The sequence below is a fragment of the Thiomicrorhabdus sp. Milos-T2 genome (genome assembly GCF_000702325.1).
In the GTDB taxonomy this organism is placed as follows: domain Bacteria; phylum Pseudomonadota; class Gammaproteobacteria; order Thiomicrospirales; family Thiomicrospiraceae; genus Thiomicrorhabdus.
Window position 1 is genome coordinate 1,151,113 of record NZ_KL370891.1, and the last position, 22,953, is coordinate 1,174,065.

Below are 22,953 nucleotides of genomic sequence, written 5' to 3' on the forward strand. Positions count from 1 at the left end.
CAGGGTTTTTTTTTGCCTAATTTTTTTGCTGATTTTTTCTCTAAATTTCATGCATTAGTTTTAATTGATGAGTAATAAATAGTAGAATGATTCAGCTTTGGGTTGACACGCATTGCCTGTAACCCGATAGCCTGAATCCCTAAATAGTCCTAAATTAAAATAGCTTAGAACATTTCATCGGGTTTATTTAGGGATTCAGGTTTCAGACAATCAAATACAGAACCTTTCCAAAGCATTGAAGATGAAACCACTGATATATAAAAGGACACAATATGGCCAAGTTTACTAAAACATTCCAGTACGGAAATCACCAAGTTACATTAGAAACCGGAGAAATCGCACGTCAGGCAGACGGTGCCGTGATGGTTGGTATGGGTGAGACTCGTATTTTAGTTACTGCAGTAGCGGCTAAAAGTGCAAAAGCAGGACAAGACTTTTTTCCACTAACGGTAAATTATCAAGAAAAAGCTTATGCAGCTGGTCGTATACCTGGTGGCTTTTTAAAACGTGAAGGCCGTCCTTCAGAAAAAGAAACCTTAACGTCACGTTTAATCGATAGACCGATTCGTCCATTGTTTCCTAAAGGTTTCTTAAACGAAGTTCAAATTATTGCAACGGTGGTTGCTCTTGATCCAGAAGTGGGTACCGAAGTGCCAGCCATGTTAGGAACGTCTGCCGCCTTAGCTATCTCAGGTATTCCATTTGATGGTCCTCTTGGTGCTGCTGTTGTGGGTTACCGTGATGATGAGTATTTATTAAATCCCAGCCCAGAAAGTTTGCAAACTTCTGATTTAGAACTTAGCGTTGCGGGAACTAGCGATGCTGTATTAATGGTTGAATCAGAAGCTGCAGAGCTTCCAGAAGATATTATGTTAGGTGCGGTTATGTTTGGCCACCAGCAAATGCAAGTCGCTATTGATGCGATTTCTGAATTTTCTGCAGAAATAGGTAAACCTCGTTGGGACTGGCAACCTCCTGTAATAAACTTTGAGCTTAGAGATGCTGTATTTGAATTGATTCGTTCTGATGTTGAAGCCGCTTACTCTATTGCGGATAAGATGGAACGTTATGCGGCATTAGATGCAGCTAAAGCTAAAGCCATTGCTAAATTTGGGGTATCTGAAACTAACGAAGCTGGTTTTGATGAAAAAACAATCGAAGGCAAGTTTGCTAGATTACAAAAAAATATCGTTCGCGGCCGAGTCATTGCTGGTGAACCTCGTATTGATGGTCGTGATACTCAAACCGTTCGTGCGATTAATTGCCAAGTAGGTGTATTACCTCAAGTACATGGTTCAGCTCTGTTTACTCGTGGTGAAACACAGGCATTAGTGGTAACAACATTGGGAACAGAACGAGATGCTAAGATTGTTGATGACTTAACCGGTTCTTATCAAGATCGTTTTATGTTGCATTACAACTTCCCTCCATTCTCAGTTGGTGAGTGTGGTCGTACGGGTAGTCCAGGTCGTCGTGAAATTGGTCATGGTATGTTAGCTCGTCGTGGTGTAGCGGCTTTATTGCCAACAGCTGAAGAGTTTCCATATACCATTCGTGTGGTTTCAGAAATTACGGAATCAAATGGTTCAAGTTCAATGGCATCGGTTTGTGGTACTTCTATGTCGTTAATGCATGCAGGTGTCCCTATTGCCGCACCAATTGCAGGTATTGCGATGGGCTTAATCAAAGAAGAGAGCGGTTTTGCAGTACTTTCAGATATTTTGGGTGACGAAGATCATCTAGGTGATATGGATTTTAAGGTAGCGGGTACTGAAGAAGGTATCACTGCATTACAGATGGATATTAAAATTAAGGGTATCACAGAAGAGATTATGCAGATTGCGTTAGAGCAAGCTAAAGCCGGGCGTTTGCATATTCTTGGTGAAATGTCTAAAGCAATCAGTGGTTCAAATGAGTCTGTTGGTGCAACGGCACCACGTTTCTTTATGGTAAAAGTAAAACCAGAAAAAGTACGTGAAATTATTGGTAAAGGTGGGGCAACCATTCGTGCTCTTACTGAAGAAACAGGCTGTACTATTGAAATTGATGATGACGGTAACGTTAAAATTGCGGCAACGGATGATGAATCAGCCAATGCGGCAAAAGCACGTATTGCTGAAATTACGGCTGAGCCAGAGATTGGTACAACCTATGATGCCGTTGTTAAGAAAATCGTTGATTTTGGTGCTTTTGTTGCCTATATGCCTGGTCGTGAAGGCTTAGTTCATGTGTCTCAAATTGCTGAAGAGCGTGTAGAAAATGTGAATGACTACTTAAAAGAAGGTCAAGAAATTCGTGTTAAATTAACCGACATTGATAAACAAGGTCGCGTTAAACTTTCATTAAAAGATGCTGATAAAGAATAAATGCTAATGAGGTAGTCGCAATAGTGATTTTATCTCAATAGTATTCTTGTTAAAGGTCGCCTTATGGCGGCCTTTTTTGTTTATAATCACTGAAAATTATGTAAAAGGTCTCTTTTAAATAAACGGAAACAGTATGAGCGAAAACAAAATCCAATCGGCACAGACTTCTCACCCAGCATTTGAGTTTAAAGGTGAACACTTTATTGACTCTCTAAATCTTACTATTCAGCATTTTGAACACAAATTGACTGGTGCGGCGCACTATCATTTAGCTGCAGATGATCCTCAAAATGTCTTTTTAGTTGCCTTACGCACTGTTCCAATGGACTCAACCGGTGTTGCCCACATTTTAGAACACACCACTTTATGTGGTAGTAAGAAATATCCAGTACGTGATCCATTTTTTATGATGATTCGTCGTTCTTTAAACACTTTTATGAATGCGTTTACTTCAAGTGATTGGACAGCGTATCCATTTGCGACCGAAAACCGTAAAGATTTCCAAAATTTATTAGACGTTTATATGGATGCCGTGTTTTTCCCTAATCTTGACGCGTTAGATTTTGCCCAAGAGGGTCACCGTTTTGAATTTGAAGAGATGACTAATCCAGAGTCAGATTTAACATACAAAGGAGTGGTCTTTAATGAGATGAAAGGGGCGATGAGTTCGCCGGTTTCAACTTTGTGGCAGACATTTACTACAGAACTTTATCCAACCTCAACTTATCACTATAACAGTGGTGGTGAGCCGGAGGATATTCCAGATTTAACCCATCAGCAGTTGTTGGATTTTCACAAAAATCACTACCATCCTTCTAATGCGGTATTTATGACTTACGGCGATATTCCCGCTGTTGAACACCAAACCCAGTTTGAAGAGCTTGCATTAGCGCGTTTTAAAGATACCGTACCGCAAGTGCATGTTGGGCTTGAAAAACGTTATGCAGAACCAAAAATGGTTGAGGCGACGTATTCATTGGATGAAGAAGATGTTTCAGCCAAAACTCACATTGTTTTAGGTTGGCTATTAGGTTTAAACCAAGACCCGCTTAATGTACTTCGTGGTCATTTGTTGTCTTCTGTTTTGTTAGATAATAGTGCTTCACCACTGCGTAAGTTATTAGAAGAAACTGAGCTGGCAAATGCACCTTCACCATTATGTGGTTTAGAAGAATCTAACAAAGAGATGGCGTTTGTTGTGGGTGTGCAAGGTTCAGAAGCAGAACACGCCCCCGCAATAGAATCTATGATTTTGCAAGAACTAGAGCGAATTGCTGAAGAGGGCGTTGATCAATCTCAAGTAGAAGCCATGTTGCATCAATTAGAGTTATCGCAACGAGAAGTGGGTGGTGATGGTTATCCTTATGGTTTGCAGCTTATTCTTCATTCTTTAGCAGGGGCACTGCATGATGGTGATCCCATTGCATTGTTAGATACGAATGCCGCCTTAAAACAACTAGAAAATGAAGTTAAATCTCCTGACTTTATACCAGGCCTGGTTAAATCATTGTTGCTCAATAACTCGCATAGAGTGCGTTTAACCATGTCGCCTGATAAAACATTATCCACCCAAAAAGAAGAGGCCGAAAAAGCCAAGTTAGCGGAGATTAAAGCGAAACTGAGCGATGCTGAAAAGCAAGCTATTATTGAACAAGCGGTAGCTTTAGAGGAACGTCAATCACAAGAAGATGATCCAACTATTTTACCGGAAGTGACCAAAGCTGATATTCCCGCAGAGATTAAAGCGTATCAAGCAAATAACGTTAATATTGGTGAAATGGCTGTTAAAAGTTACCAATGCGGTACAAATGGATTAACTTACGAACGCTTGATTATTGATTTACCCGACCTAAATGAACAAGAGCAGCGTTTAATGCCTTTGTTTAATAGCTGTTTAACCGAAGTAGGTACGCAACAACGTGATTATATTGAAATGCAATCCTACCAGGCTGAGGTGTCAGGTGGAATTTCTGCACGTTCTAGCGTGCATTCAAAAATTGGTGACCCGCAAGGTTGTCATAGTCACTTTATGCTGTCATCAAAAGCCTTAAATCGCAATCAAAAGCCAATGGCTGAACTTTTGCATGAAACTTTGAATGAAGCACGTTTTGATGAAAATAATCGTTTAAAAGACTTAGTTTCACAAATTCGAGCTTCAGTTGACCATGGCATTACCGGTAATGGTCATGGCTTAGCGATGATGGCGGCGGTGCAAAACTATACACCAGCGGCACGTTGGAAATTTGAACGTTCAGGTTTTTCAGGCATTCAATACATTAAAAATTTACATGAAGATTTAAAGTCTGATGAGGCAATGGCGGATTTCTCTGCAGGTTTATCCTCTATTCAAAATAAAGTCATTCAGTCTAATAAACAGGCATTAGTGATTAGTGATGAATCGGGTAGTGAATCAGCACTTACCTCTATGGAGCAAGTTTGGAATCAGTCAAATACGGTTAAACAAACCGCAAAATTTGAATTTAATGCGAGTCAAACCCCTGTTAACCAGGCCTGGGTAACGAGTACTCAAGTTAATTTCTGTTCTTTGGCTTACCCAGCGGTACCTTCAGATCATGAGGATGCACCTAAGCTTTCAGTATTAGGAGCTTGTTTACGAAATGGTTTTTTACATTCTGCTATCCGCGAAAAGGGCGGTGCTTATGGTGGTGGAGCTACCTACAATGCAGAAGCCAATGCATTTGTCTTTTATTCTTACCGTGATCCACGTCTATTAGAAACTTATAGCGATTTTAAACGTGCTCACGAATGGTTAATGAGTAGTGAAGCTACTCAAGCTAAAGTGGATGAAGCCATTTTAAATGTAATTAGTGCTATGGATAAACCGGGCTCTCCTGCCGGTGAAATGAAGAAAGCGTTCTTCCAAGATTTGTATGGTCGTACTCATGATGTGCGTATGGCGTATCGTCATGGTGTCATCTCAACTACCGTTGCAGAGTTAAGAGAATTGGCCGAAAAATATATAACCGCTGACAATACTTCATCGGTAGTTTTAACCAATACGGGAGGAGCTGAATTATTAGCCGATTCTGAATTTGAGATTATTACCCTTTAGCTGAGTTGAGACCTTTGCACGAGAGTATGCGCGAGTAAAAATGGTTAAAATCCACCTGATTTTTGTTGAAAACCTTGCGAATAGCAAGCTATTCCCTGCGTTTTCCGCCGCAATCAGGTGAATTTTTCCTCATTTTTCTTTCGCACCTATCTCGTGCAAAGGTCTCAAGTTCATTTAACTCGTTAAACTTGAGATAACTATTGATGCCCCATATTGTTATTGAGTACAGTAAAGATTCTTTTGAATTTAAAGATTTACCCTCTACTCACAACAAAATGGGTCAATCACAGCGTTTACCTTTGAATACACCTTTGAGTATGCCTTTGAGTATGCCTTTGAGTATACCAGGCCTGGTAGATTCTGTTTTTGAAGCCGTGGCAAATACCAATATTGTTAAGTCAGAGAACATAAAAGTCAGAACCTATGCAGCCGAGTTTTATAAGCTTGGATTAAATAATACCGGTTTTATTCATGTTGTTTGTAAAACCCATTCAGGTAAAACTGAAAATGAAAAAAAAGGGTTATCTCAAACCATAGTAAACGCGCTTGAACGGATGGTTAAATCAACCGCTAAACATTCAATGGTGATAACGGTTGAAGTTGTTGAGATGGATACGCCAAGTTATTCAAAAACCTTGGTAGAGAAGTAGAGATGTATAGAAGTAAAGAATAAGATTTTGTAAGATAATGTTTTTAAATAAAAAAGGGAATTTTATTCCCTTTTTTTATGTCTTTTATTTAGGCTTTTTTATCAAATGGTTATTCAATAAAAACCAAGTATTGAAGCTTCCATAAATCAAACAGCAGTTTGATGTTGCCTTCAATATCGCCAGCTAACATAATCTCTTGTTGTGTTAAAAACGATTGATTGGCTAGCTTGGCAATAAATTTATCGTTGGCACCAAAGGTATTCCAGATTGCTCCGTTAATATAAAGTTGAGTCGTACCTTCAATTTCGGCATAGGCAAAACGACAAACCGCATCTTTTAACAGGCCTGGTTCAACTTGTAACGCCCCCATAAAGTCTTCAAAGGTTGGTGTTTCTTCTTCAGTTAATGGTTCTGGAAGTTGCTGTGCAGCAACTTGGTCTAACTGAGTGGCAAAACGTCCAAACCAAGTTTTCATTAGTGTTTTATCATCTAAAACGCTTTTTAGCAGGGCTTGAGCTTGCTCACTAGCATCATCGGTAATTTCACCAGGGTTTAAGTTTTCTTGCCAAGTAGGATCAATATATAAATCTTTAAAACTTCCCATCTCTGATAGATGGTCACCAAAGCTATCCCAAAGTTCTTGCCCGCGATAGGTGCGGTAACCAATAGAGTAGGTCATGCATTCATCATCTAAAGCCACACCGTGGTGTCCCCATTTAGGGGGAATATATAGAATGTCACCTTTTTCAAAAATGTAATCTTCTTCAACCCTAAAGGTTTGCATTAAACGTAAATCAACACCTTGAATGTAGTTGTCTTCAGAGCAATCTTGTGAGGTGAGTTTCCAATTACGTTTACCAGCCGCTTGCAGTAAAAATACATCATAGTGATCAAAGTGTGGGCCAACGTTGCCACCTTTGGTAGCGTAACTAATCATAATGTCATCAATTCGCCAGCGAGGTAAAAAGTCAAAATCATTTAATAGATCCGTGACTTCTGGTACTAAACGATCCATGCCTTGAATCAATAACGTCCAATTGTCTTCAGGTAAATTTTTATAAGTTAATTCATCAAAAGGGCCTTTTTTAAGCTCATAATCGGTTTCTGATTTTTGAATGACAATACGGCTTTCCACCTCGTCTTCTAAAGACAGGCCTGCTAATTCTTCAGCAGAAACCGGTGTTTCAAAATCAGGCAAAGCACCACGAATCACTAAAGGTTTCTTTTGCCAATATTGGTTTAAAAAAGTAGAAAGACTTGTTTTATTAAAATGAATCATTATTTTTTATTTTTTATTTTTAATTATTAAATTGTCTGGTAAATTATAACTGTTTCCTAATATCTTTGATGACTCAATCTTCCATTCTTTTATTGAGTAATTTCTTTTTTTAATTTGTGCAATTATTTGGATTATGCAATGACTCCTAAATTAAAAGTTCGTTTGGTTTTTTTGGTTTTACTCTCTATTTTTATCGGGGCTAGTTATTTTTATTTTCAAAAACAAGCTAATGGATTATCTGACGATGTGGTCAAGCTCAACGGAAGAACTGAAGCCGACAATTATTTAGCCTCTACTAAAGTAGCCGGTAAGGTTATAGATTTAAAAGTAAGAGAGGGCGATGAGGTAAAGGAAGGTCAAGTTTTGGTTGTTTTAGACGATGCTCAAGTTCGTGCGCAAGTTGCTCAAGCAAAGGCGGCTTACAATGCTACTCAAGCTCAATTAAAAGCGGTCGAGATGAATTTTCAGGTCTTAAAAAAACAAGTTCCATTACAAATTGAAACTGCAGAATCTGCTGTTGTATATGCTCAAGCCGTTTTAAAAAGTGCTATTGAAAATGCTTCTCAAGCAAAGCTTGATTCTCAACGTTATAAACGTTTATATGAAAAAGGGACTATTCAAAAACATCAATATGAGGCAGCATTATTAGCTAAAAAAGTCGCACAAAATGATGTCACTATTGCTCGTGCTGCATTAGATCAAGCGCAAAAAGCCTTAAATGAAACCCAATTGGGTTGGGATCAGGTTGAAGCTAAGCAGCAAGATGTTAACACGGTACAATCTCAAGTAATACAAGCCAAAGCGGCCTTAACTGAAGCCAATAGCGTTTTAGATGATATGACGATTAAATCCCCAACGGCTGGAGTAATTACAACTCGATTGGTCAATAAAGGTGAGGTGGTTGCATCAGGTAGTGGATTATTTAATATTGTGAATTTAAATGAAGTTTATTTAAAAGGCTATATCGCTGAAGGCAAGCTAGGATTGGTACATTTAAATCAAAAAGCAGAGATTGTTATTGACTCTTTACCGGATGTTAAGTTTCCTGCCACTATTCGCTATATTGCATCGCAAACCGAATTTACCCCTAAAGAAGTTCAAACCAAAGATGAACGCGTTAAATTAGTATACGCAATTAAGTTTTATTTAGATAAAAACCCAAAACATAGAGTCACCCCTGGTTTACCTGCTGATGCATATATCCAGGTTAAATAAAAATGTCCATAGCGGTTGAGATAAAAGATTTTTCAAAATCTTATAAAAAAATACAGGCTGTAGACGATATCTCTTTGTCCATTCAAACTGGAGAAATATACGGTTTAATCGGCCCTGATGGAGCAGGTAAAAGTACTTTAATGCAAGCTGTAGCAGGCGTATTACGTTTTAATTCTGGTCAAATTAGGGTGTTTGACCAGCTAATTGATTCCGATAAATCGGCTGAAAAAATAAAACATAGTCTTGGCTTTATGCCACAAGGTCTTGGATTAAATTTATACCCTGATTTAAGCATTGAAGAAAATATTGATTTTTTTGCTAATCTAAGGGGGGTGTCTTCAGAGACATTGCAGCAACGTAAAAAAATGTTGCTTGAGGTTTCTAACTTAAATAAGTTTAAAGACCGAGCAATGAAAAACCTATCTGGTGGCATGAAGCAAAAGTTAGGTTTGGTTTGTACATTAATTCATCAACCTCGTTTTGTGATTTTAGATGAACCTACAACTGGAGTCGATCCGGTTTCTCGCCGAGATTTTTGGGAAATGTTAAATCAGTTGGTGCGAGAAGAAAATATGACCGCATTAATTTCTACCGCCTATATGGATGAAGCTACCCGTTTTAATCGCTTAACGGTTATGCATAAAGGGAAGGTGCTGGACAGTGGAACCGCTGATGAAATTATAGAACGTACACCAGGTTGGCTAATTGAAATTGAAAGTAAAAATCCTAAAGAATTACTGCCTAAAATATTAAGTCACTTTCCCCAAGCAGAAGAATTTGGGCAAATGATTCGTATTACTGGGTTTGATATAGCTGTTGAAAAAGCTCAGAAAATTATTGAGAGCTTAATAGATGGCAAAAAGGACAGATGGTATTTTGTGCCAATAGGTTTGGAGGATGTTTTTATTCATCGCTTAAACCACGTTTTAGATCAACCAGAAACCGTCACACAAATGGACTTAAATCAGGGTTTAACCCCATTAATGTCCACTTCAGAACTTTCCGAAGAACTTATTAAAGCTGAACAATTGGTAAGACGTTTTGATAAGTTTACCGCAGTTGATAAAGTTTCTTTTAATGTTTCTTCAGGCGAAATATTTGGTTTATTAGGAGCAAATGGGGCGGGTAAGAGTACAGTAATTAAAATGCTTACCGGTATTTTACCGCCTTCAGAAGGCAGTGGCTTTGTTGCAGGGCACGATATGGCGACTTCTTCTATGGCCATTAAAGAGAGTATTGGCTATATGTCGCAGGCATTTTCACTCTATTTAGATTTAACGGTTAATGAAAATATTGATTTATTTGGTCGTATCTATGGTTTATCTGGACGTCGATTAAAAGAACGCAGTCATTGGGTCTTGGCAATGGGACACCTGGAAAATGTACAAAATACAACTGTTGGTAGTTTGCCTATGGGTAAACGTCAACGTTTGGCATTAGGTTGTGCCTTAGTTCATGAACCAAGAGTTTTATTTTTAGATGAACCTACTTCTGGTGTTGACCCAATTGGCCGTCGGGAGTTTTGGCAAATTCTTGTTGAACTTGCTAAAAATACAGGGGTTGCAATTTTAGTTACCACTCACTATATGCAAGAAGCAGAACATTGTCACAAATTAGCGTTAATGCAAGCAGGTAAAGTGGTGGCATATGATTCACCTAAACAGCTTAAACGTGATTTAAAAGAAAGGAGAGGAAGTGTGCTGAGTTTTAAAGTTTCAAATCCTTATACTTCTTTATCCTTATTACAAAAGTCCGGGTATAGCAAAGTGGCACTATTTGGCAGTCGTGTTCAACTGTTTAGCCAAACAGTAACAAACACTCGTAAAACCGTATCAGAGATGTTTGTAAACAATAATATAGAAATAGAAAATATCATGGTTTTAGAACCCACCTTAGAAGATGTTTTTGTCGATAAGATTGAATCAGCTATAAAGTAATAAAGGCATACCTGTTCATGATGAATTTACAGACAGTTTTAACCATCACAAAAAAAGAGATGCTTGAAATTTGGCGGGACCGTGTCTATTTTATAATGGCTTTTGTGTTTCCGTTCATTATGATTTTAATTTTGGGTTTTGGGTTAAGTTTTGATGTAGAAAAAATGCCCTTTGCAGTGCTAGATTACGATAATTCTGATCAAAGTAGAGATTATTCATATAAATTTATTAGCTCTCGTTATTTTGACTATAAAGGTAGTATTGATTCGGTTAAAAAAGCTGACGAGTTAATTAATACTTCTAAAGTCAGGTTTGTATTGGTGATTCCTCCTGAATTTTCTAAAAATATTATTAATGGTTATAGTGCAGAAGTTCAAGCGCAAATAGACGGTATGTTTAATTACCGTGCTTCTGTAGTGTCAGGGTATATATCGGCCATTAATGCAAACTATAACTCAGAACTTATACAACAGTGGGCTATGAAAAGCCAAGGAATGACTAGTCAAGCCATTAGTGATCTAATTTCTCCCGTCTCATTAGAAACCCGTTATTTATATAACAATGAATTAAAAAGCATTTGGTCAACAGGAACAGGGCTAATCGTTTTGGTTATGCTCGTTTCTCCGGCTATGCTTGCCGCTTTAGGTGTAGTAAGGGAAAAAGAAACGGGTTCAATTTTTAATATTTATGCTTCAACAGCATCCCGGAGTGAATTTATTACCGGTAAATTATTACCTTATATTGCTATCTCTTATATCAATATATCTATTCTCTGTTTGTTGGCTCTTTGGGTTTTTCAGGCTCCTTTTAAGGGGGATTTATCGGTATTATTAGTTGCCAATTTCTTTTTTGTAGCTAGTGCTGCTGCGATAGGTGTCCTTATCTCGTCCTTTGTAAAGTCACAGGCTGCTGCGGCCTTAATTTCTATGTTGGGTACAATGATTCCTGGCATTATGTATTCTGGTTTAATGATGCCTGTTGCTTCAATGTCATCAGAAGCGGTTATAGAAGCGCATGCTTTTCCAGCAATGTATCAGTTAGAAGTGATTTGGGGGGTATTTTTAAAAGGTCAGGGATGGCCGGAATTATGGCTAAATATCTTAATATTAAGTGGTTTTTTGATCTTATTATGGTTATTGGCTGTTTTACGGTTTCGTAAGAGGGTTAATGGATGAACTTATTATGGTGGCGACGCGTTCTTTCGCTAACAAAAAAAGAGTTATTGCAATACAGTCGAGATATTATTTTGGTTATTGCAACCTTATATTTTTTTACAGGTGAGGTTTTCATTGGTGGAAAAGGGGTCTCTTTCGATTTAATCAATGCTCCAATTGGTTATGTAGATTACGATCAGAGTGAAGCAAGTCGAGAATGGCTCAATAAATTACGTCAACCATATTTTGATGTGAAAGGAAGCATTGATAACGATAAGGATGCACAGCATTACCTAGATAACAGCTCACTGTTAGGCGTTATGGAAATACCACATAATTTTCAAAATGATTTATTGAAAGGACAGTCTACAGATATTAGTTTTCAGCTCGATGCCAGTAATGTAATTTTAGGCAATCTAGCAAACAGTTATGTAAGTTTATCTAATGCAAGCTTTAACCAAGAATGGATGCTAAAAAAACTTAAAATAAATGATATAGATGAAATGGAGTCACCTAGTGTTGATGCTAAAAAAATGATTCTATTTAACCCCGAAGGTAAAAGCTCATGGTTTATGGCTATTTCAGAAATGATGACCGTTATGACTTTGTTATCTCTGTTTTTAACCGCGGCTATATTGGTTAAAGAAAAAGAGCGAGGAACCATTGAACAGCTTTCTATTGCACCTTTGACACCGTTTCAAATTCTTTTACCGAAGATTTTGGCGGTTGAGATTATTCTATTAATTGGTGTAGCGTTATCACTGTTTTTAATTGTTATTCCTGTTTTTGAAGTACCGTTTCAAGGAGAGTTTTGGCTGTTTTTCTTAGTATCAGCAGTTTATATTTACGCTATGTCCGGTTTGGGAATTTTTATTGCCACAGTTAGTAAAAACCTAGCGCAGGTTATGATTGTTTCAATTATATTGATTATGCCCATTGTTTTACTCTCTGGTGCATTTACTCCGCCCGAAGCTATGCCTGAATGGGAGCAACCGATTGTTCATTTCTCGCCGCTCTATTATTACATTAATATGGGCTTTGGTATTATTCTTAAGGGGGCTGGATTAAACTTGATATGGACTGATTTACTTTCACTATTTGCTTTAGGTACCGTTCTATTCATATTTGGTATTAGCCAGTTTCGCAAACAATTTGAAAATTAAAATATAAGCAAATACGTAAAATAAAGGCATAAAAAAACCCACCAGGCCTGGTAAGCCAAAAGTGGGTTTAAAATACTAAAAAGTATTAATAGCAAAATAATAGAGATACAGGTTGCGAATAAAATGTGCGAGGTTCAAGGCTAAGAAAAGGGAGTGTACAAATGTACACGACCGTTCTTAAACAAAGAAACTCGCCATTTTAGGCGTGAGATGTACTCTATTATCGGCCTTTAAGCATGGTGATCGCTAACTCTATATTTTGTGCTTGCTGAGCCGCATTACCAATATAAGTAGCCGGCGTTAAATCACGTAAATACTGTTTAGCCTCTTCAGGTAAACCTTCTAGACCATCTACAAAGTTTTGCATAATCTCTTTGTTTACACGTTGACCACGCGTTAAGTCTTTTAGTTTTTCATAAGGTTTTTCAAAACCGTGACGACGCATAACGGTTTGAATCGCTTCAGCTAATACTTCCCAGTTAGAGTCTAAGTCTTGCGCCATGGCTTCAGCATTGACTTCTAATTTACTCAAACCTTTCATTGTAGACTGTAAAGAGATGATTGTATGAGCAACACCGACACCTAAATTACGAAGTACCGTTGAGTCGGTTAAGTCACGCTGCCATCTTGAAATAGGCAGTTTCATTGCAAGGTGTTCAAAGATTGCATTTGCCATTCCCAAGTTACCTTCTGAATTTTCAAAATCAATTGGGTTAACTTTATGTGGCATAGCAGAAGAACCAATCTCACCCGCAATGGTTTTTTGTTTAAAGAAGCCAATAGAAATATAGCTCCAAACATCACGGTCAAAGTCGATTAGGATGGTGTTGAAACGTGACATAGCGTGGAAATACTCAGCAATATAATCATGTGGCTCAATCTGAGTGGTGTAAGGGTTCCAAAGAAGGCCTAGGCTCTGAACAAACTGTTCTGATAATTCATACCAGTTAACATCAGGGTAAGAGGCTAGGTGAGCATTAAAGTTACCCGTTGCACCATTTATTTTACCCATGATTTGTACATTCATTAACTGCTTAGCCTGGCGTTGTAAACGGTAAGCCACGTTAGCCCACTCTTTACCTGCCGATGTTGGAGATGCTGGTTGACCATGAGTACGAGCCATCATTGGTATGTCAGCCATTTCAACACCCATTTCAACTACTCTTGCGATTAACTTATCCATTTCAGGAATAATCACAAATTCGCGTGCATCTTTAAGCATTAAGGCATAAGACAAGTTATTGATGTCTTCAGAAGTACAAGCAAAATGCACAAATTCAGAAACCGCCATTAACTCTTCATTACCAGCAAAATGTTCTTTAATTAAGTACTCAACCGCTTTAACGTCATGGTTAGTCGTACGTTCAATTTCCTTAACTCGTTGTGCCATCTCTAAGGAAAATTCATCAACTAGTTTAATTAGATGAGCTTCAGCTTCAGAACTAAGTTTTGGTACTTCTGGAAAACCAGGATGATTTGCCAACATACGCAACCAAAACACTTCAACTTTTACACGGTTTTTAATTAAACCAAACTCACTAAAAACTTCTTTTAAGTTACTCAAACGAGCCCCGTAACGACCGTCTACAGGAGAAATTGCGGTTAATTCTGAAAGTTGCATATGTTAAGTTCCTCTTAGCAGCGAAGTGCAGTAAATTTAATGGCGGCTATTATACCTTAAAAATACGGATGAATTTTAGCCTTTAAAAAGCTGCGAACTCTATTAAATAATGATTTGAAAGTAGGGTGAGAAATGCATTTATTATTCGACTCTAAGTTATCTATTTCAAGCACAAATCAAATACAATTTTTATTGTATTTTTTGCACCACCAAGTAAGTACAATTATTTAAAATTTCAAAAAGATATGAGCATAATTGGCAATTAGTTCAATATTGAACTAAAATTCGCTTTGATATAAATTATCTCATTACACATAAAAAAGAGTAAAAATATGGCCAAAGGCATTATTAAACGTTTTGACTTCCGAAAAGGTTTCGGATTTATTGTTGACGATAAGAGCGGCGAAGATTTCTTTTTTCACAAAACTGCATGGCAGGGCAATGGCCAAATTCGTCAGGGTGTTGCTGTTGAGTTTGTTACAAAAGATTCAGAAAAAGGCCCACAGGCAGATAATGTAATGCCTTTAGATGGTGGTAAAGGCGCTAACCAAAAAGGCAAGCCGAATAAAGCTTCTATGGAAGATCGAGTAGCGTCTTTAGAGAGTTCTTTAACTACCTGGAAGATTATAAGTTCATTAGCTCTTGCTGGCGTTATTATTCTTGGGCTGAACATTATTCTATAAGCTGTTCGCGCTGAAATAGTAAAAAATAGAAAATTTCATTTATTTGGATACGTTTTGAATAAATGAATTAGATTTAAAAAGCGATGAAATATTGCGCTAACTAAAGAGTTAGTTTTTGAATTGTTATTTTTAAAAATATCTGTTAAAACTAAACTCTATTATTTTTAAAACTACCAGGCCTGGTAGTTTTAGAATACATCAATTCTTAATGTTTTCTTTAACAAAATCTTTAATTTTATTTCTTAGCCAGAGGTTTGCTGGGTCAGAATGATTGCGCCTATGCCAAACTAAATACATTGGAATGGAAGGGCTTTTAAATGGGAGTTCAGACTGTTGAAGTCCGTGGTAACCTAATTTTGACATCAAGCTAACCCCTACGCAAAGCATTTCACTATTTTTAAGAAAAAGGTAAACGGCGTTAAAGTTTGAAACGGTTACTTTTGCTTTTTTAAGTTGATCTTTTATAGAAAAATTTAAGGCGGTTGATGTAGATTTATTATCTTCAAATTTAATGTCTATTAAATCACTTGTTAGAAACTCTTCTAAATTTTTAGGAGCATTTCTCATAGCATCATCATAGAAGCAAACCAGATGGTCTTCAAATAACCGAATTTGATATATGTCTGGGCCATCAGGAGGATAGGGTGTGATCAGAAGTTGACAGCGATCCTGACGAAGTAATTTTGCAGCAGGGAGACCAGACGCAATAAATTGCGTATGAATAGTGATATCTTTATCTAGGTTTTGTAGAAGGTTAGGAAAAATTAAATCTCTTTGAAAGTCATTGGCGGCAATAACATATTCTAATTCACGTGTCGTTGGATCAAATGAGCGCTGATCTGTTAACCCTTTCAGTTCATCTAATACATTTTGTATGGGCTCTCTTAGGGCCGTAGCTCGTTCTGTTGCAGAGATGTGTCTTCCTGAACGAACAAATAATGGGTCACCCATTGCAATTCTAAGTTTAGAAAGCGTATGACTTACTGCTGACTGGGTTACATTTAACCTTTCTGCCGCTTTGGAAATAGAAAGTTCCTCAAGAACAATTAAAAACGTTCTAAGACTGCGTACATCTAAGTTTAAGAAATCGATTTTATTCATAATATATATGAGTAGAACACTGTTTTTTAATGTTGTCAAAATATTCATAATGAATTCAACACCATAACCAATGAGGAAAATATGATGAATATCAAGGTAATAACATTATCGACACTAATAACTCTTATTTCAGCAACTCCTGTCTATGCCCAAAATGACATTAAACCAGGTGAAAAGGTTTACCCCATTGAGTCTAGATTGAATGACTATACTCGTCCAACAACGTTTACCCCTCAACAAGCAAACCCTGTAAATGGTGCTATTTCAGAAAATATAGTGACCACAACACAAAGAATTTTAAATAAGGAAGCTCCGTTTCTAAAAAAAGGAGTCGTCAAGGCCCTCGGTGTCGCTCAATCAAGTCCATGGGAAATGGTGAGTGATGAGGGAGGTGAATCTCATCATCAAACCGCACCAAATCCTTTAACTTATTATGCGGCAGGAATTTCATCTAGTTTATTAACTCAAATTGAAAGAGGTATTAAGGTATTAGATTTAAACGTTGAGAACGTAAAAATAGAATCAAAAATCTATTTTAGATGGGCTGATACTATGACTAATAAATGGTCAGGTTATACGGATAAAGTTGTTTCAAATATTCTGATTAAGAGCAATGAATCACCTGAAAAAATAAAAGCATTGAAAGATATGGCGATAAAAGCATGGGCGGTTGGTGAAGGTTTAGCTAATAAAACAACGATTGATGCCGGCATTGTAGTTAATGCTGACTCCTGGTCTGGTCAAAAGCCTAGTCAAGGTAGAGTAGATTCTCCCGTCTCGATAGAGAAAGGTTTTAAATTGACAAATATCACACCTGATTTAAAACTAAAAACGCTTAAGGTTGAAGACGATCTTGCAGTTGATATGCATCATTTGCCTAATCCATTGCTATTTAGTGAAATTAGCATTGTTGAGTCTGCAAATGATGCCGATAGACCTTATATGCATAGAGTTAGAGCGAAATCATTAACTCAAAACTATAAAACATGGGAGCTTTATTCTGATGATAGTCGTGGCTATGCAGGTGTCGCAAAGGCTCCTACTTCATGGGAGTATTTCACGATTGGTACTTCTTTCTGCCTAATGAGCCAACTTACACCTAATCAGATGTATTTTCAAAAACAGGGTGTGAAAATTGACGATTACCGAGTGGAGCATCAATTTAATTACCAGCAAGATAATTTCATGACCCCGACAATGACAGGGTATTTAAATGATGTTATTACCAGAGTGATTGTTAAAAGTGATGCAAGTAAAGCTGATGCAGAGCGATACGCTAAACAGTCACTACGTACTTGTTTTGCAGGAGAAGGTATTATGAATAAAACAGAAATGCAGACAAACGTTTATTTAAATGGTCATTTAGTTGAATAACTTTTTAACATTCGCTAGAAATTAATTAACTTAAAAAAGTCACCAAGCCTGGTGGCTTTTTTTGCATTAAGCAACTTAATAATCCATTATATTTACAAGTATTTTCCATTTTACTCGTGTTTAAATTTGAAACTAAGGGCACAAGATATTTTTGTGCAAAAAGGTGTATTCCTTTATAATTCATTAAAAATTATTTAAGGAATTTAAATGAGCTTATATACAAAATACATGCAGGAAATCGAGACTCGCAAAAACGAGCTTGGACTTCACCCAAAACCTATCGATAGCGCTGAATTACTCTCCGAAATTATTGACCAAATTAAAGATACTACCAATGAGAATCGTGATGATTCTCTAAAGTTTTTTATCTATAACACACTTCCAGGTACAACTCCGGCAGCGGTTGTAAAAGCACAGTTTTTAAAAGAGATTATTTTAGGTCAAGAAGTCGTCGCTGAAATTACGCCGGCTTTTGCTTTTGAGCTGTTGTCACATATGAAAGGAGGTCCATCGATTAAAGTGCTTCTTGATTTGGCGTTGTCTGATGATTTAGAAGTGGCTAAACCTGCTGCTGAGGTTTTAAAAACCCAAGTATTCTTATATGAAGCTGATACAGAACGTCTTGAAACTGCTTATAAAGCAGGAAATGAGATTGCTAAAGATATTCTTGAGAGTTATTCCCGCGCAGATTTCTTTACCAAACTTCCTGAATTAGCGGAAGAGATTAAGGTAGTGACTTATGTAGCTGCGGAAGGCGATATTTCTACTGATTTACTTTCTCCAGGTAACCAAGCGCACTCTCGTTCAGACCGTGAATTACATGGTCAATGCATGATTACCCCTGAAGCTCAGGCCAAAATTAAAGAATTACAAAAATCTAACCCTGATGCAAAAGTCATGTTAGTCGCTGAAAAAGGCACTATGGGGGTAGGTTCTTCTCGTATGTCAGGTGTTAACAACGTGGCGCTTTGGACGGGTGAGCCTATTAGTCCATATGTACCCTTTGTAAACAATGCGCCTATCGTTGCAGGAACAAACGGTATTTCACCTATTTTCTTAACAACAGTTGATGTAACCGGTGGTATTGGGATTGATTTGCAAAACTGGGTTAAAAAGATTGATGCTAATGGTAAGGCTGTATTAGATGAAAATGGCGATGCAGTTTTAGAGCAAGCTTATTCTGTTGATACAGGAACGGTGTTAACCATTAACACTAAAGAGAAAAAATTGTACAACGGTGGTACCGAATTAGCGGATATTTCAGCATCATTTACACCTCAAAAAGTCGAGTTTATGCGTGCAGGTGGTTCTTACGCGGTGGTGTTTGGTAAAAAGTTACAAACATTTGCTGCTGAAACCTTAGGTGTAGAGGCTCCATTAGTTTTTGCACCGGCTAAAGAAATTTCAAATGCTGGTCAAGGTCTAACCGCGGTAGAAAAAATCTTTAACAAAAATGCGGTGGGTGTTGTTTCAAAAACGCCATTACATACGGGTTCAGATGTTCGTGTAAAAGTGAATATTGTTGGTTCACAAGACACTACTGGTTTAATGACGGCACAAGAGCTTGAAGCGATGGCCGCAACAGTCATTTCACCAACGGTAGATGGTGCTTATCAGTCTGGTTGTCATACGGCTTCTGTTTGGGATTCCAAAGCTCAAGCAAACATTCCAAAATTAATGAGCTTTATGCATAATTTCGGCATGATTACCGCTCGTGACCCTAAAGGCGTTTATCATCCAATGACGGATGTTATTCATAAGGTATTAAATGATATTACGGTAGATGAATGGGCCATTATTATTGGTGGTGACTCTCATACCCGTATGTCAAAAGGGGTTGCGTTTGGAGCTGATTCTGGAACCGTGGCACTTGCATTAGCCACCGGTGAAGCAACGATGCCTATTCCAGATTCTGTAAAGGTCACCTTTAAAGGTAAAATGAAAAGCCATATGGATTTCCGTGATGTGGTTCATGCTACTCAAGCTCAAATGTTAAAAGAGTTTGGTGAGAACGTGTTCCAAGGTCGAATTATTGAGGTTCACATTGGTACATTATTAGCTGACCAGGCCTTTACTTTTACAGACTGGACAGCGGAAATGAAAGCCAAGGCTTCTATTAATATTTCTGAAGACGATACTTTAATTGAGTCTTTAGCTATTGCTAAGAGCCGTATTCAGATTATGATTGATAAGGGTATGGATAATGATATTCATATGCTTCAGGGATTAATAGAAATAGCAGACAAACGTATTGCTGAAATTAAATCTGGTGATAAGCCGGCTTTAAGACCTGATGATAATGCAAAGTATTATGCTGAAGTTGTTGTGGATTTGGATGAAATTGATGAGCCAATGATTGCTGATCCTGATGTAAATAACCCTGATGTTTCAAAACGTTATACGCATGATTCAATTAGAGGACTTTCATCTTACGGTGGAATGAAGAAAGTAGATCTTGGTTTTGTTGGCTCTTGTATGGTTCACAAAGGTGATATGCAGGTTATTGCACAGATGCTGAGAAATCTTGAAGCACAAAATGGCTCAGTGGAGTTTAAGGCTCCGCTAGTTATTGCACCACCAACCTATAATATTGTTGATGAACTTAAAGCGGAAGGTGATTGGGAAATTCTACAAAAATACGCAGGTTTTGAGTTTGATGACAGTGCACCTAAAGATGCAGCACGTACTTCATATGAAAATATGATGTACCTTGAGCGCCCAGGTTGTAACCTCTGTATGGGTAACCAAGAAAAAGCAGAAAAAGGTGATACGGTATTAGCGACGTCTACTCGTTTATTCCAAGGTCGTGTGGTTGAAGATTCTGACGAGAAAAAAGGGGAATCTTTGTTAGCCTCAACTCCTGTTGTTGTGCTTTCAACCATTCTAGGCCGAACACCAAGTTTAGATGAATACAAAACTGCAGTAACCGGTATTTATTTAACGGATTTTGCACCACCTGTAAAAGAGTTGAGTTCAGCCACAGCTACTATTGAATTTAATATTTAAATTTACAGAATAAGCGTAAGGGGTTAGGTTAAAACCGTTAATCCCAATAAAAAACCGACTATGACATCTTAGGTTATAGTCGGTTTTTTGTTTATTAAGAGTATTAATAATCGGTTCGTTAAATTACTGTTTATAATATCTAAAATTTATCTAAACTCGATTGGTTTATATCTTTGGTAAACGTTAAGGAAACATAATGCATTTAAAAAAAATCACGACTGTTATTGTTTTAGGAACGGTTCTTAATGGATGTTCTTCATCTCAAATATCAAGTGATAGTGATTCAAATTCAAAACAGTTTTCTCAGGCCGAAGTTGATTTAATGATTGAGCAGGCTAGGGTAGATGAACAACAGAGAATCAATTCAGAATTAAATCGTCAAGCGCAACAAAAACGAATTTTTAAAAGGCTATTGGCCGAAAAAAATGGAACAAAGGTAAGTAGCAAATCCACTGAAGTTGATAAGCCTACAATGCATTCTGAAATACATAAAATAATTCCCACTTCACGTAAACCTGTGCTGTATAAAAAAATGGATGGTGTTTCTTATTATCGTTGTGCTGCAAATTCTTTAGTACCAATCAAAGATATTGATGGAAAGTTTATTTATCACCCAAATAAAAGGGAGTTAACGGCTACTTTATGTAAAGCCAATCGTGATAAAAAAACCATGCTTGCACTGCAAACTGCGTTATACAACCAAGGGTATTTAGTTTCGGATAGCTTAACCAAAGATCAGCTTATCGACGGTATTTGGGGTGAAACTACATTGGTTGCAGTTAAGAAATATCAACAAGATCATGGTTTGTTATTTGGTCAATTAAGTATACAAACGCTTGAGCATATAGGGTTGTTTAGAGAAGATAAAATTGTTGATGATATGCTCGGCGTTAAACAGATTAAGGTTGTAAAACAAGAGCCTATTGATGAGAGTGAAATCGCTTCTGCACAATTTTCTGATGAAGAGAATGTAAAAGTTAGTCATAAAGAGGTGGCAACAAGCGAGACTCCCGATGAGGTGAAAGAGGTTGCTGAAAATGTAAATGCGTTAGTTAAAGATAAAAAACAAAGACAAGATAAGAATCCGTCACAAATCTTAGAAGCCGCTAATTCAGTAGAGAAAACAAACAATAAAAATGAGATAGAAATTGCAAGGATTGTGCCTAAATCTCGTAAACCAGTTTTGTATAAAAACTTGGAGGGAGTTAACTATTATCGTTGTGCAGCAAATGCGTTAGTGCCAATTAATAATGGTTCTGAAGGCTGGCGTTATTCAAAAGGTAAGAAAGAGTTAAGTGCAACGCTTTGCAAAAAAAGTCGTGATGTCGCCACAATGACGGCTTTACAGTATGAACTTTATGATAAAGGCTATCTTAAGTCAGATTCATTAACTCAAGATCAGTTGATTGATGGCGTTTGGGGTGAAACGACTTTGGTTGCATTAAAAGATTATCAGCAAAAAAATGGCTTACTGTATGGTCAATTAACCATTGAGTCTCTTGAAAATATAGGTGTTTTTGAAGCGGATTCCAAACGAATTAAACAGGTCTCTCAAAACTTGGTAAACTCAAAGCCTCAAGAGAAAAAACAAACACAAGAAGCAGATGAAATTAAAGAAACCGAAGCTACAAAGCCGCTTAGTGTTAAGAAAGCATCTCCGTTGTTAGAGACTGAGAATGAGGTTGGTAATGAGGTTGTTAGTGAGGCTGTGGCTGAGAGTACGACCAAGAGTAAGACTGAAAGTAATGACGTTTTTAACCCAATCATTCTCAAGGGTATAAATGAAAACTCATTTAATGTGACGGATATTCCTAAAACAAGTCATTACGTTGTTTATGGATATGTAAAAGGCGAGAAAGTCTGGCGTTGTCGCGCTCGAGCAGACATCCCTAAAAAATTAGACAATGGAAAATTAGTTTATAACGGACTTAAAGAGTTTAGGGCGACTTTATGTAAAGCAAGTCGTAGCGCAGACATTATCAAAAGCCTTCAGTTGTCCTTAAGAGATAAGGGGTATTTAAAACCAAATCCTCCATTAGATTTAGTGGTGATTGATGGTATTTGGGGAATCAACACTTTAAGCGCTGTTAAGGCTTATCAAAAAGAAAATGGATTAGCTTACGGGCAGTTAACGCTTGAAGTTCTTCAACACTTAGGTGTATTTAAAAAAGAGTAAGTCTTAAAGGGCTATAAAGATTGCTACCACGCTCGTCAAAGATATAGCTATTTAAGACATAGATTAGGCATTAAAAAGCCGACAAATGCCGGCTTTATGGTTAAGTTAAGATGGGTGTTGTTAAAGCTACCATGCCTGGTAGCTTAATAAAAACA

At 37.4% G+C, this 22,953-nt stretch carries 14 protein-coding genes; 11 read left to right on the plus strand and 3 right to left on the minus strand.

Annotated features, from left to right (window positions below; all coding sequences use genetic code 11):
• Positions 1-272: 272 nt before the first annotated feature.
• The 3 genes from pnp (at position 273) to BS34_RS0105160 (ending at position 6,089) form a co-directional block, all read left to right on the plus strand.
• Positions 273-2,366 (plus strand): polyribonucleotide nucleotidyltransferase, encoded by a 2,094-nt coding sequence (pnp, locus tag BS34_RS0105150; protein ID WP_029407474.1) that lies wholly within the window; start codon positions 273-275, stop codon positions 2,364-2,366.
• 133 nt (positions 2,367-2,499) lie between these two features.
• On the plus strand, positions 2,500-5,439 hold the full coding sequence (locus BS34_RS0105155; protein WP_029407475.1) for an insulinase family protein: 2,940 nt from the start codon (positions 2,500-2,502) through the stop codon (positions 5,437-5,439).
• A gap of 203 nt (positions 5,440-5,642) precedes the next feature.
• The gene (locus BS34_RS0105160; protein WP_029407476.1) at positions 5,643-6,089 is read left to right on the plus strand and encodes a 5-carboxymethyl-2-hydroxymuconate Delta-isomerase; all 447 of its coding nucleotides are present in this window, start codon (positions 5,643-5,645) and stop codon (positions 6,087-6,089) included.
• A gap of 109 nt (positions 6,090-6,198) precedes the next feature.
• Here the strand turns inward: BS34_RS0105160 and BS34_RS0105165 are convergent, their stop codons facing one another.
• Entirely contained in the window at positions 6,199-7,368 is a 1,170-nt protein-coding gene (locus tag BS34_RS0105165) for a cupin domain-containing protein (protein ID WP_029407477.1), read from the minus strand.
• A 138-nt stretch (positions 7,369-7,506) separates the two neighbouring features.
• On the opposite strand from BS34_RS0105165, the gene BS34_RS0105170 reads away from it, so the two are divergent.
• Genes BS34_RS0105170 through BS34_RS0105185 form a run of 4 tightly spaced genes read left to right on the plus strand, consistent with a single transcriptional unit; the run spans position 7,507 to position 12,837 of the window.
• Positions 7,507-8,583, plus strand: coding sequence for an HlyD family secretion protein (locus tag BS34_RS0105170; RefSeq protein WP_029407478.1), 1,077 nt, complete (start codon positions 7,507-7,509; stop codon positions 8,581-8,583).
• A 2-nt stretch (positions 8,584-8,585) separates the two neighbouring features.
• A complete protein-coding gene (locus BS34_RS0105175; protein ID WP_029407479.1) occupies positions 8,586-10,520 on the plus strand; it encodes an ATP-binding cassette domain-containing protein in 1,935 nt (644 codons plus the stop codon).
• Between the two features lie 17 nt (positions 10,521-10,537).
• Positions 10,538-11,695 (plus strand): ABC transporter permease, encoded by a 1,158-nt coding sequence (locus BS34_RS0105180; RefSeq protein WP_233993144.1) that lies wholly within the window; start codon positions 10,538-10,540, stop codon positions 11,693-11,695.
• Entirely contained in the window at positions 11,692-12,837 is a 1,146-nt protein-coding gene (locus BS34_RS0105185; protein WP_029407481.1) for an ABC transporter permease, read from the plus strand. The genes BS34_RS0105180 and BS34_RS0105185 overlap by 4 nt, the downstream gene beginning before the upstream one ends.
• A gap of 220 nt (positions 12,838-13,057) precedes the next feature.
• Here BS34_RS0105185 and purB read toward each other — a convergent pair whose 3' ends face one another.
• On the minus strand, positions 13,058-14,458 hold the full coding sequence (purB, locus tag BS34_RS0105190) for an adenylosuccinate lyase (protein WP_029407482.1): 1,401 nt from the start codon (positions 14,456-14,458) through the stop codon (positions 13,058-13,060).
• 332 nt (positions 14,459-14,790) lie between these two features.
• Between purB and BS34_RS12820 the strand changes: the two genes are divergently transcribed.
• Positions 14,791-15,141: a cold-shock protein gene (locus BS34_RS12820; RefSeq protein ID WP_084151568.1), complete on the plus strand. Its 351-nt coding sequence runs from the start codon at positions 14,791-14,793 to the stop codon at positions 15,139-15,141.
• A 198-nt stretch (positions 15,142-15,339) separates the two neighbouring features.
• On the opposite strand, the gene BS34_RS0105200 is transcribed toward BS34_RS12820, so the two are convergent.
• The gene (locus BS34_RS0105200) at positions 15,340-16,290 is read right to left on the minus strand and encodes a LysR family transcriptional regulator (RefSeq protein ID WP_051640692.1); all 951 of its coding nucleotides are present in this window, start codon (positions 16,288-16,290) and stop codon (positions 15,340-15,342) included.
• Positions 16,291-16,326: 36 nt separating this feature from the next.
• Here BS34_RS0105200 and BS34_RS0105205 point away from each other — a divergent pair, with 36 nt between their 5' ends.
• The 3 genes from BS34_RS0105205 to BS34_RS0105215 all read left to right on the plus strand — a co-directional run bounded on the left by BS34_RS0105205 (position 16,327) and on the right by BS34_RS0105215 (position 22,798).
• Positions 16,327-17,616 carry an OsmC family protein gene (locus BS34_RS0105205; RefSeq protein WP_029407485.1) on the plus strand — a complete coding sequence of 430 codons (1,290 nt, stop codon included), beginning with the start codon at positions 16,327-16,329 and terminating at the stop codon, positions 17,614-17,616.
• A 207-nt stretch (positions 17,617-17,823) separates the two neighbouring features.
• Positions 17,824-20,622, plus strand: coding sequence for a bifunctional aconitate hydratase 2/2-methylisocitrate dehydratase (locus BS34_RS0105210; RefSeq protein ID WP_029407486.1), 2,799 nt, complete (start codon positions 17,824-17,826; stop codon positions 20,620-20,622).
• 196 nt (positions 20,623-20,818) lie between these two features.
• Positions 20,819-22,798: a peptidoglycan-binding domain-containing protein gene (locus BS34_RS0105215; RefSeq protein WP_029407487.1), complete on the plus strand. Its 1,980-nt coding sequence runs from the start codon at positions 20,819-20,821 to the stop codon at positions 22,796-22,798.
• The last annotated feature ends 155 nt before the right edge of the window (positions 22,799-22,953 follow it).

Bases quoted from the DNA above. Each gene is read 5' to 3' on its own strand.
- BS34_RS0105215 (WP_029407487.1), top strand. From the start codon at position 20,819: ATGCATTTAAAAAAAATCACGACTGTTATTGTTTTAGGAACGGTTCTT.
- BS34_RS0105155 (WP_029407475.1), top strand. From the start codon at position 2,500: ATGAGCGAAAACAAAATCCAATCGGCACAGACTTCTCACCCAGCATTT.
- BS34_RS0105210 (WP_029407486.1), top strand. From the start codon at position 17,824: ATGAGCTTATATACAAAATACATGCAGGAAATCGAGACTCGCAAAAAC.
- BS34_RS0105205 (WP_029407485.1), top strand. From the start codon at position 16,327: ATGAATATCAAGGTAATAACATTATCGACACTAATAACTCTTATTTCA.
- BS34_RS0105160 (WP_029407476.1), top strand. From the start codon at position 5,643: ATGCCCCATATTGTTATTGAGTACAGTAAAGATTCTTTTGAATTTAAA.
- BS34_RS0105170 (WP_029407478.1), top strand. From the start codon at position 7,507: ATGACTCCTAAATTAAAAGTTCGTTTGGTTTTTTTGGTTTTACTCTCT.
- BS34_RS0105175 (WP_029407479.1), top strand. From the start codon at position 8,586: ATGTCCATAGCGGTTGAGATAAAAGATTTTTCAAAATCTTATAAAAAA.
- pnp (WP_029407474.1), top strand. From the start codon at position 273: ATGGCCAAGTTTACTAAAACATTCCAGTACGGAAATCACCAAGTTACA.
- purB (WP_029407482.1), bottom strand. From the start codon at position 14,458: ATGCAACTTTCAGAATTAACCGCAATTTCTCCTGTAGACGGTCGTTAC.
- BS34_RS0105165 (WP_029407477.1), bottom strand. From the start codon at position 7,368: ATGATTCATTTTAATAAAACAAGTCTTTCTACTTTTTTAAACCAATAT.
- BS34_RS0105185 (WP_029407481.1), top strand. From the start codon at position 11,692: ATGAACTTATTATGGTGGCGACGCGTTCTTTCGCTAACAAAAAAAGAG.
- BS34_RS0105200 (WP_051640692.1), bottom strand. From the start codon at position 16,290: ATGAATATTTTGACAACATTAAAAAACAGTGTTCTACTCATATATATT.
- BS34_RS12820 (WP_084151568.1), top strand. From the start codon at position 14,791: ATGGCCAAAGGCATTATTAAACGTTTTGACTTCCGAAAAGGTTTCGGA.
- BS34_RS0105180 (WP_233993144.1), top strand. From the start codon at position 10,538: ATGATGAATTTACAGACAGTTTTAACCATCACAAAAAAAGAGATGCTT.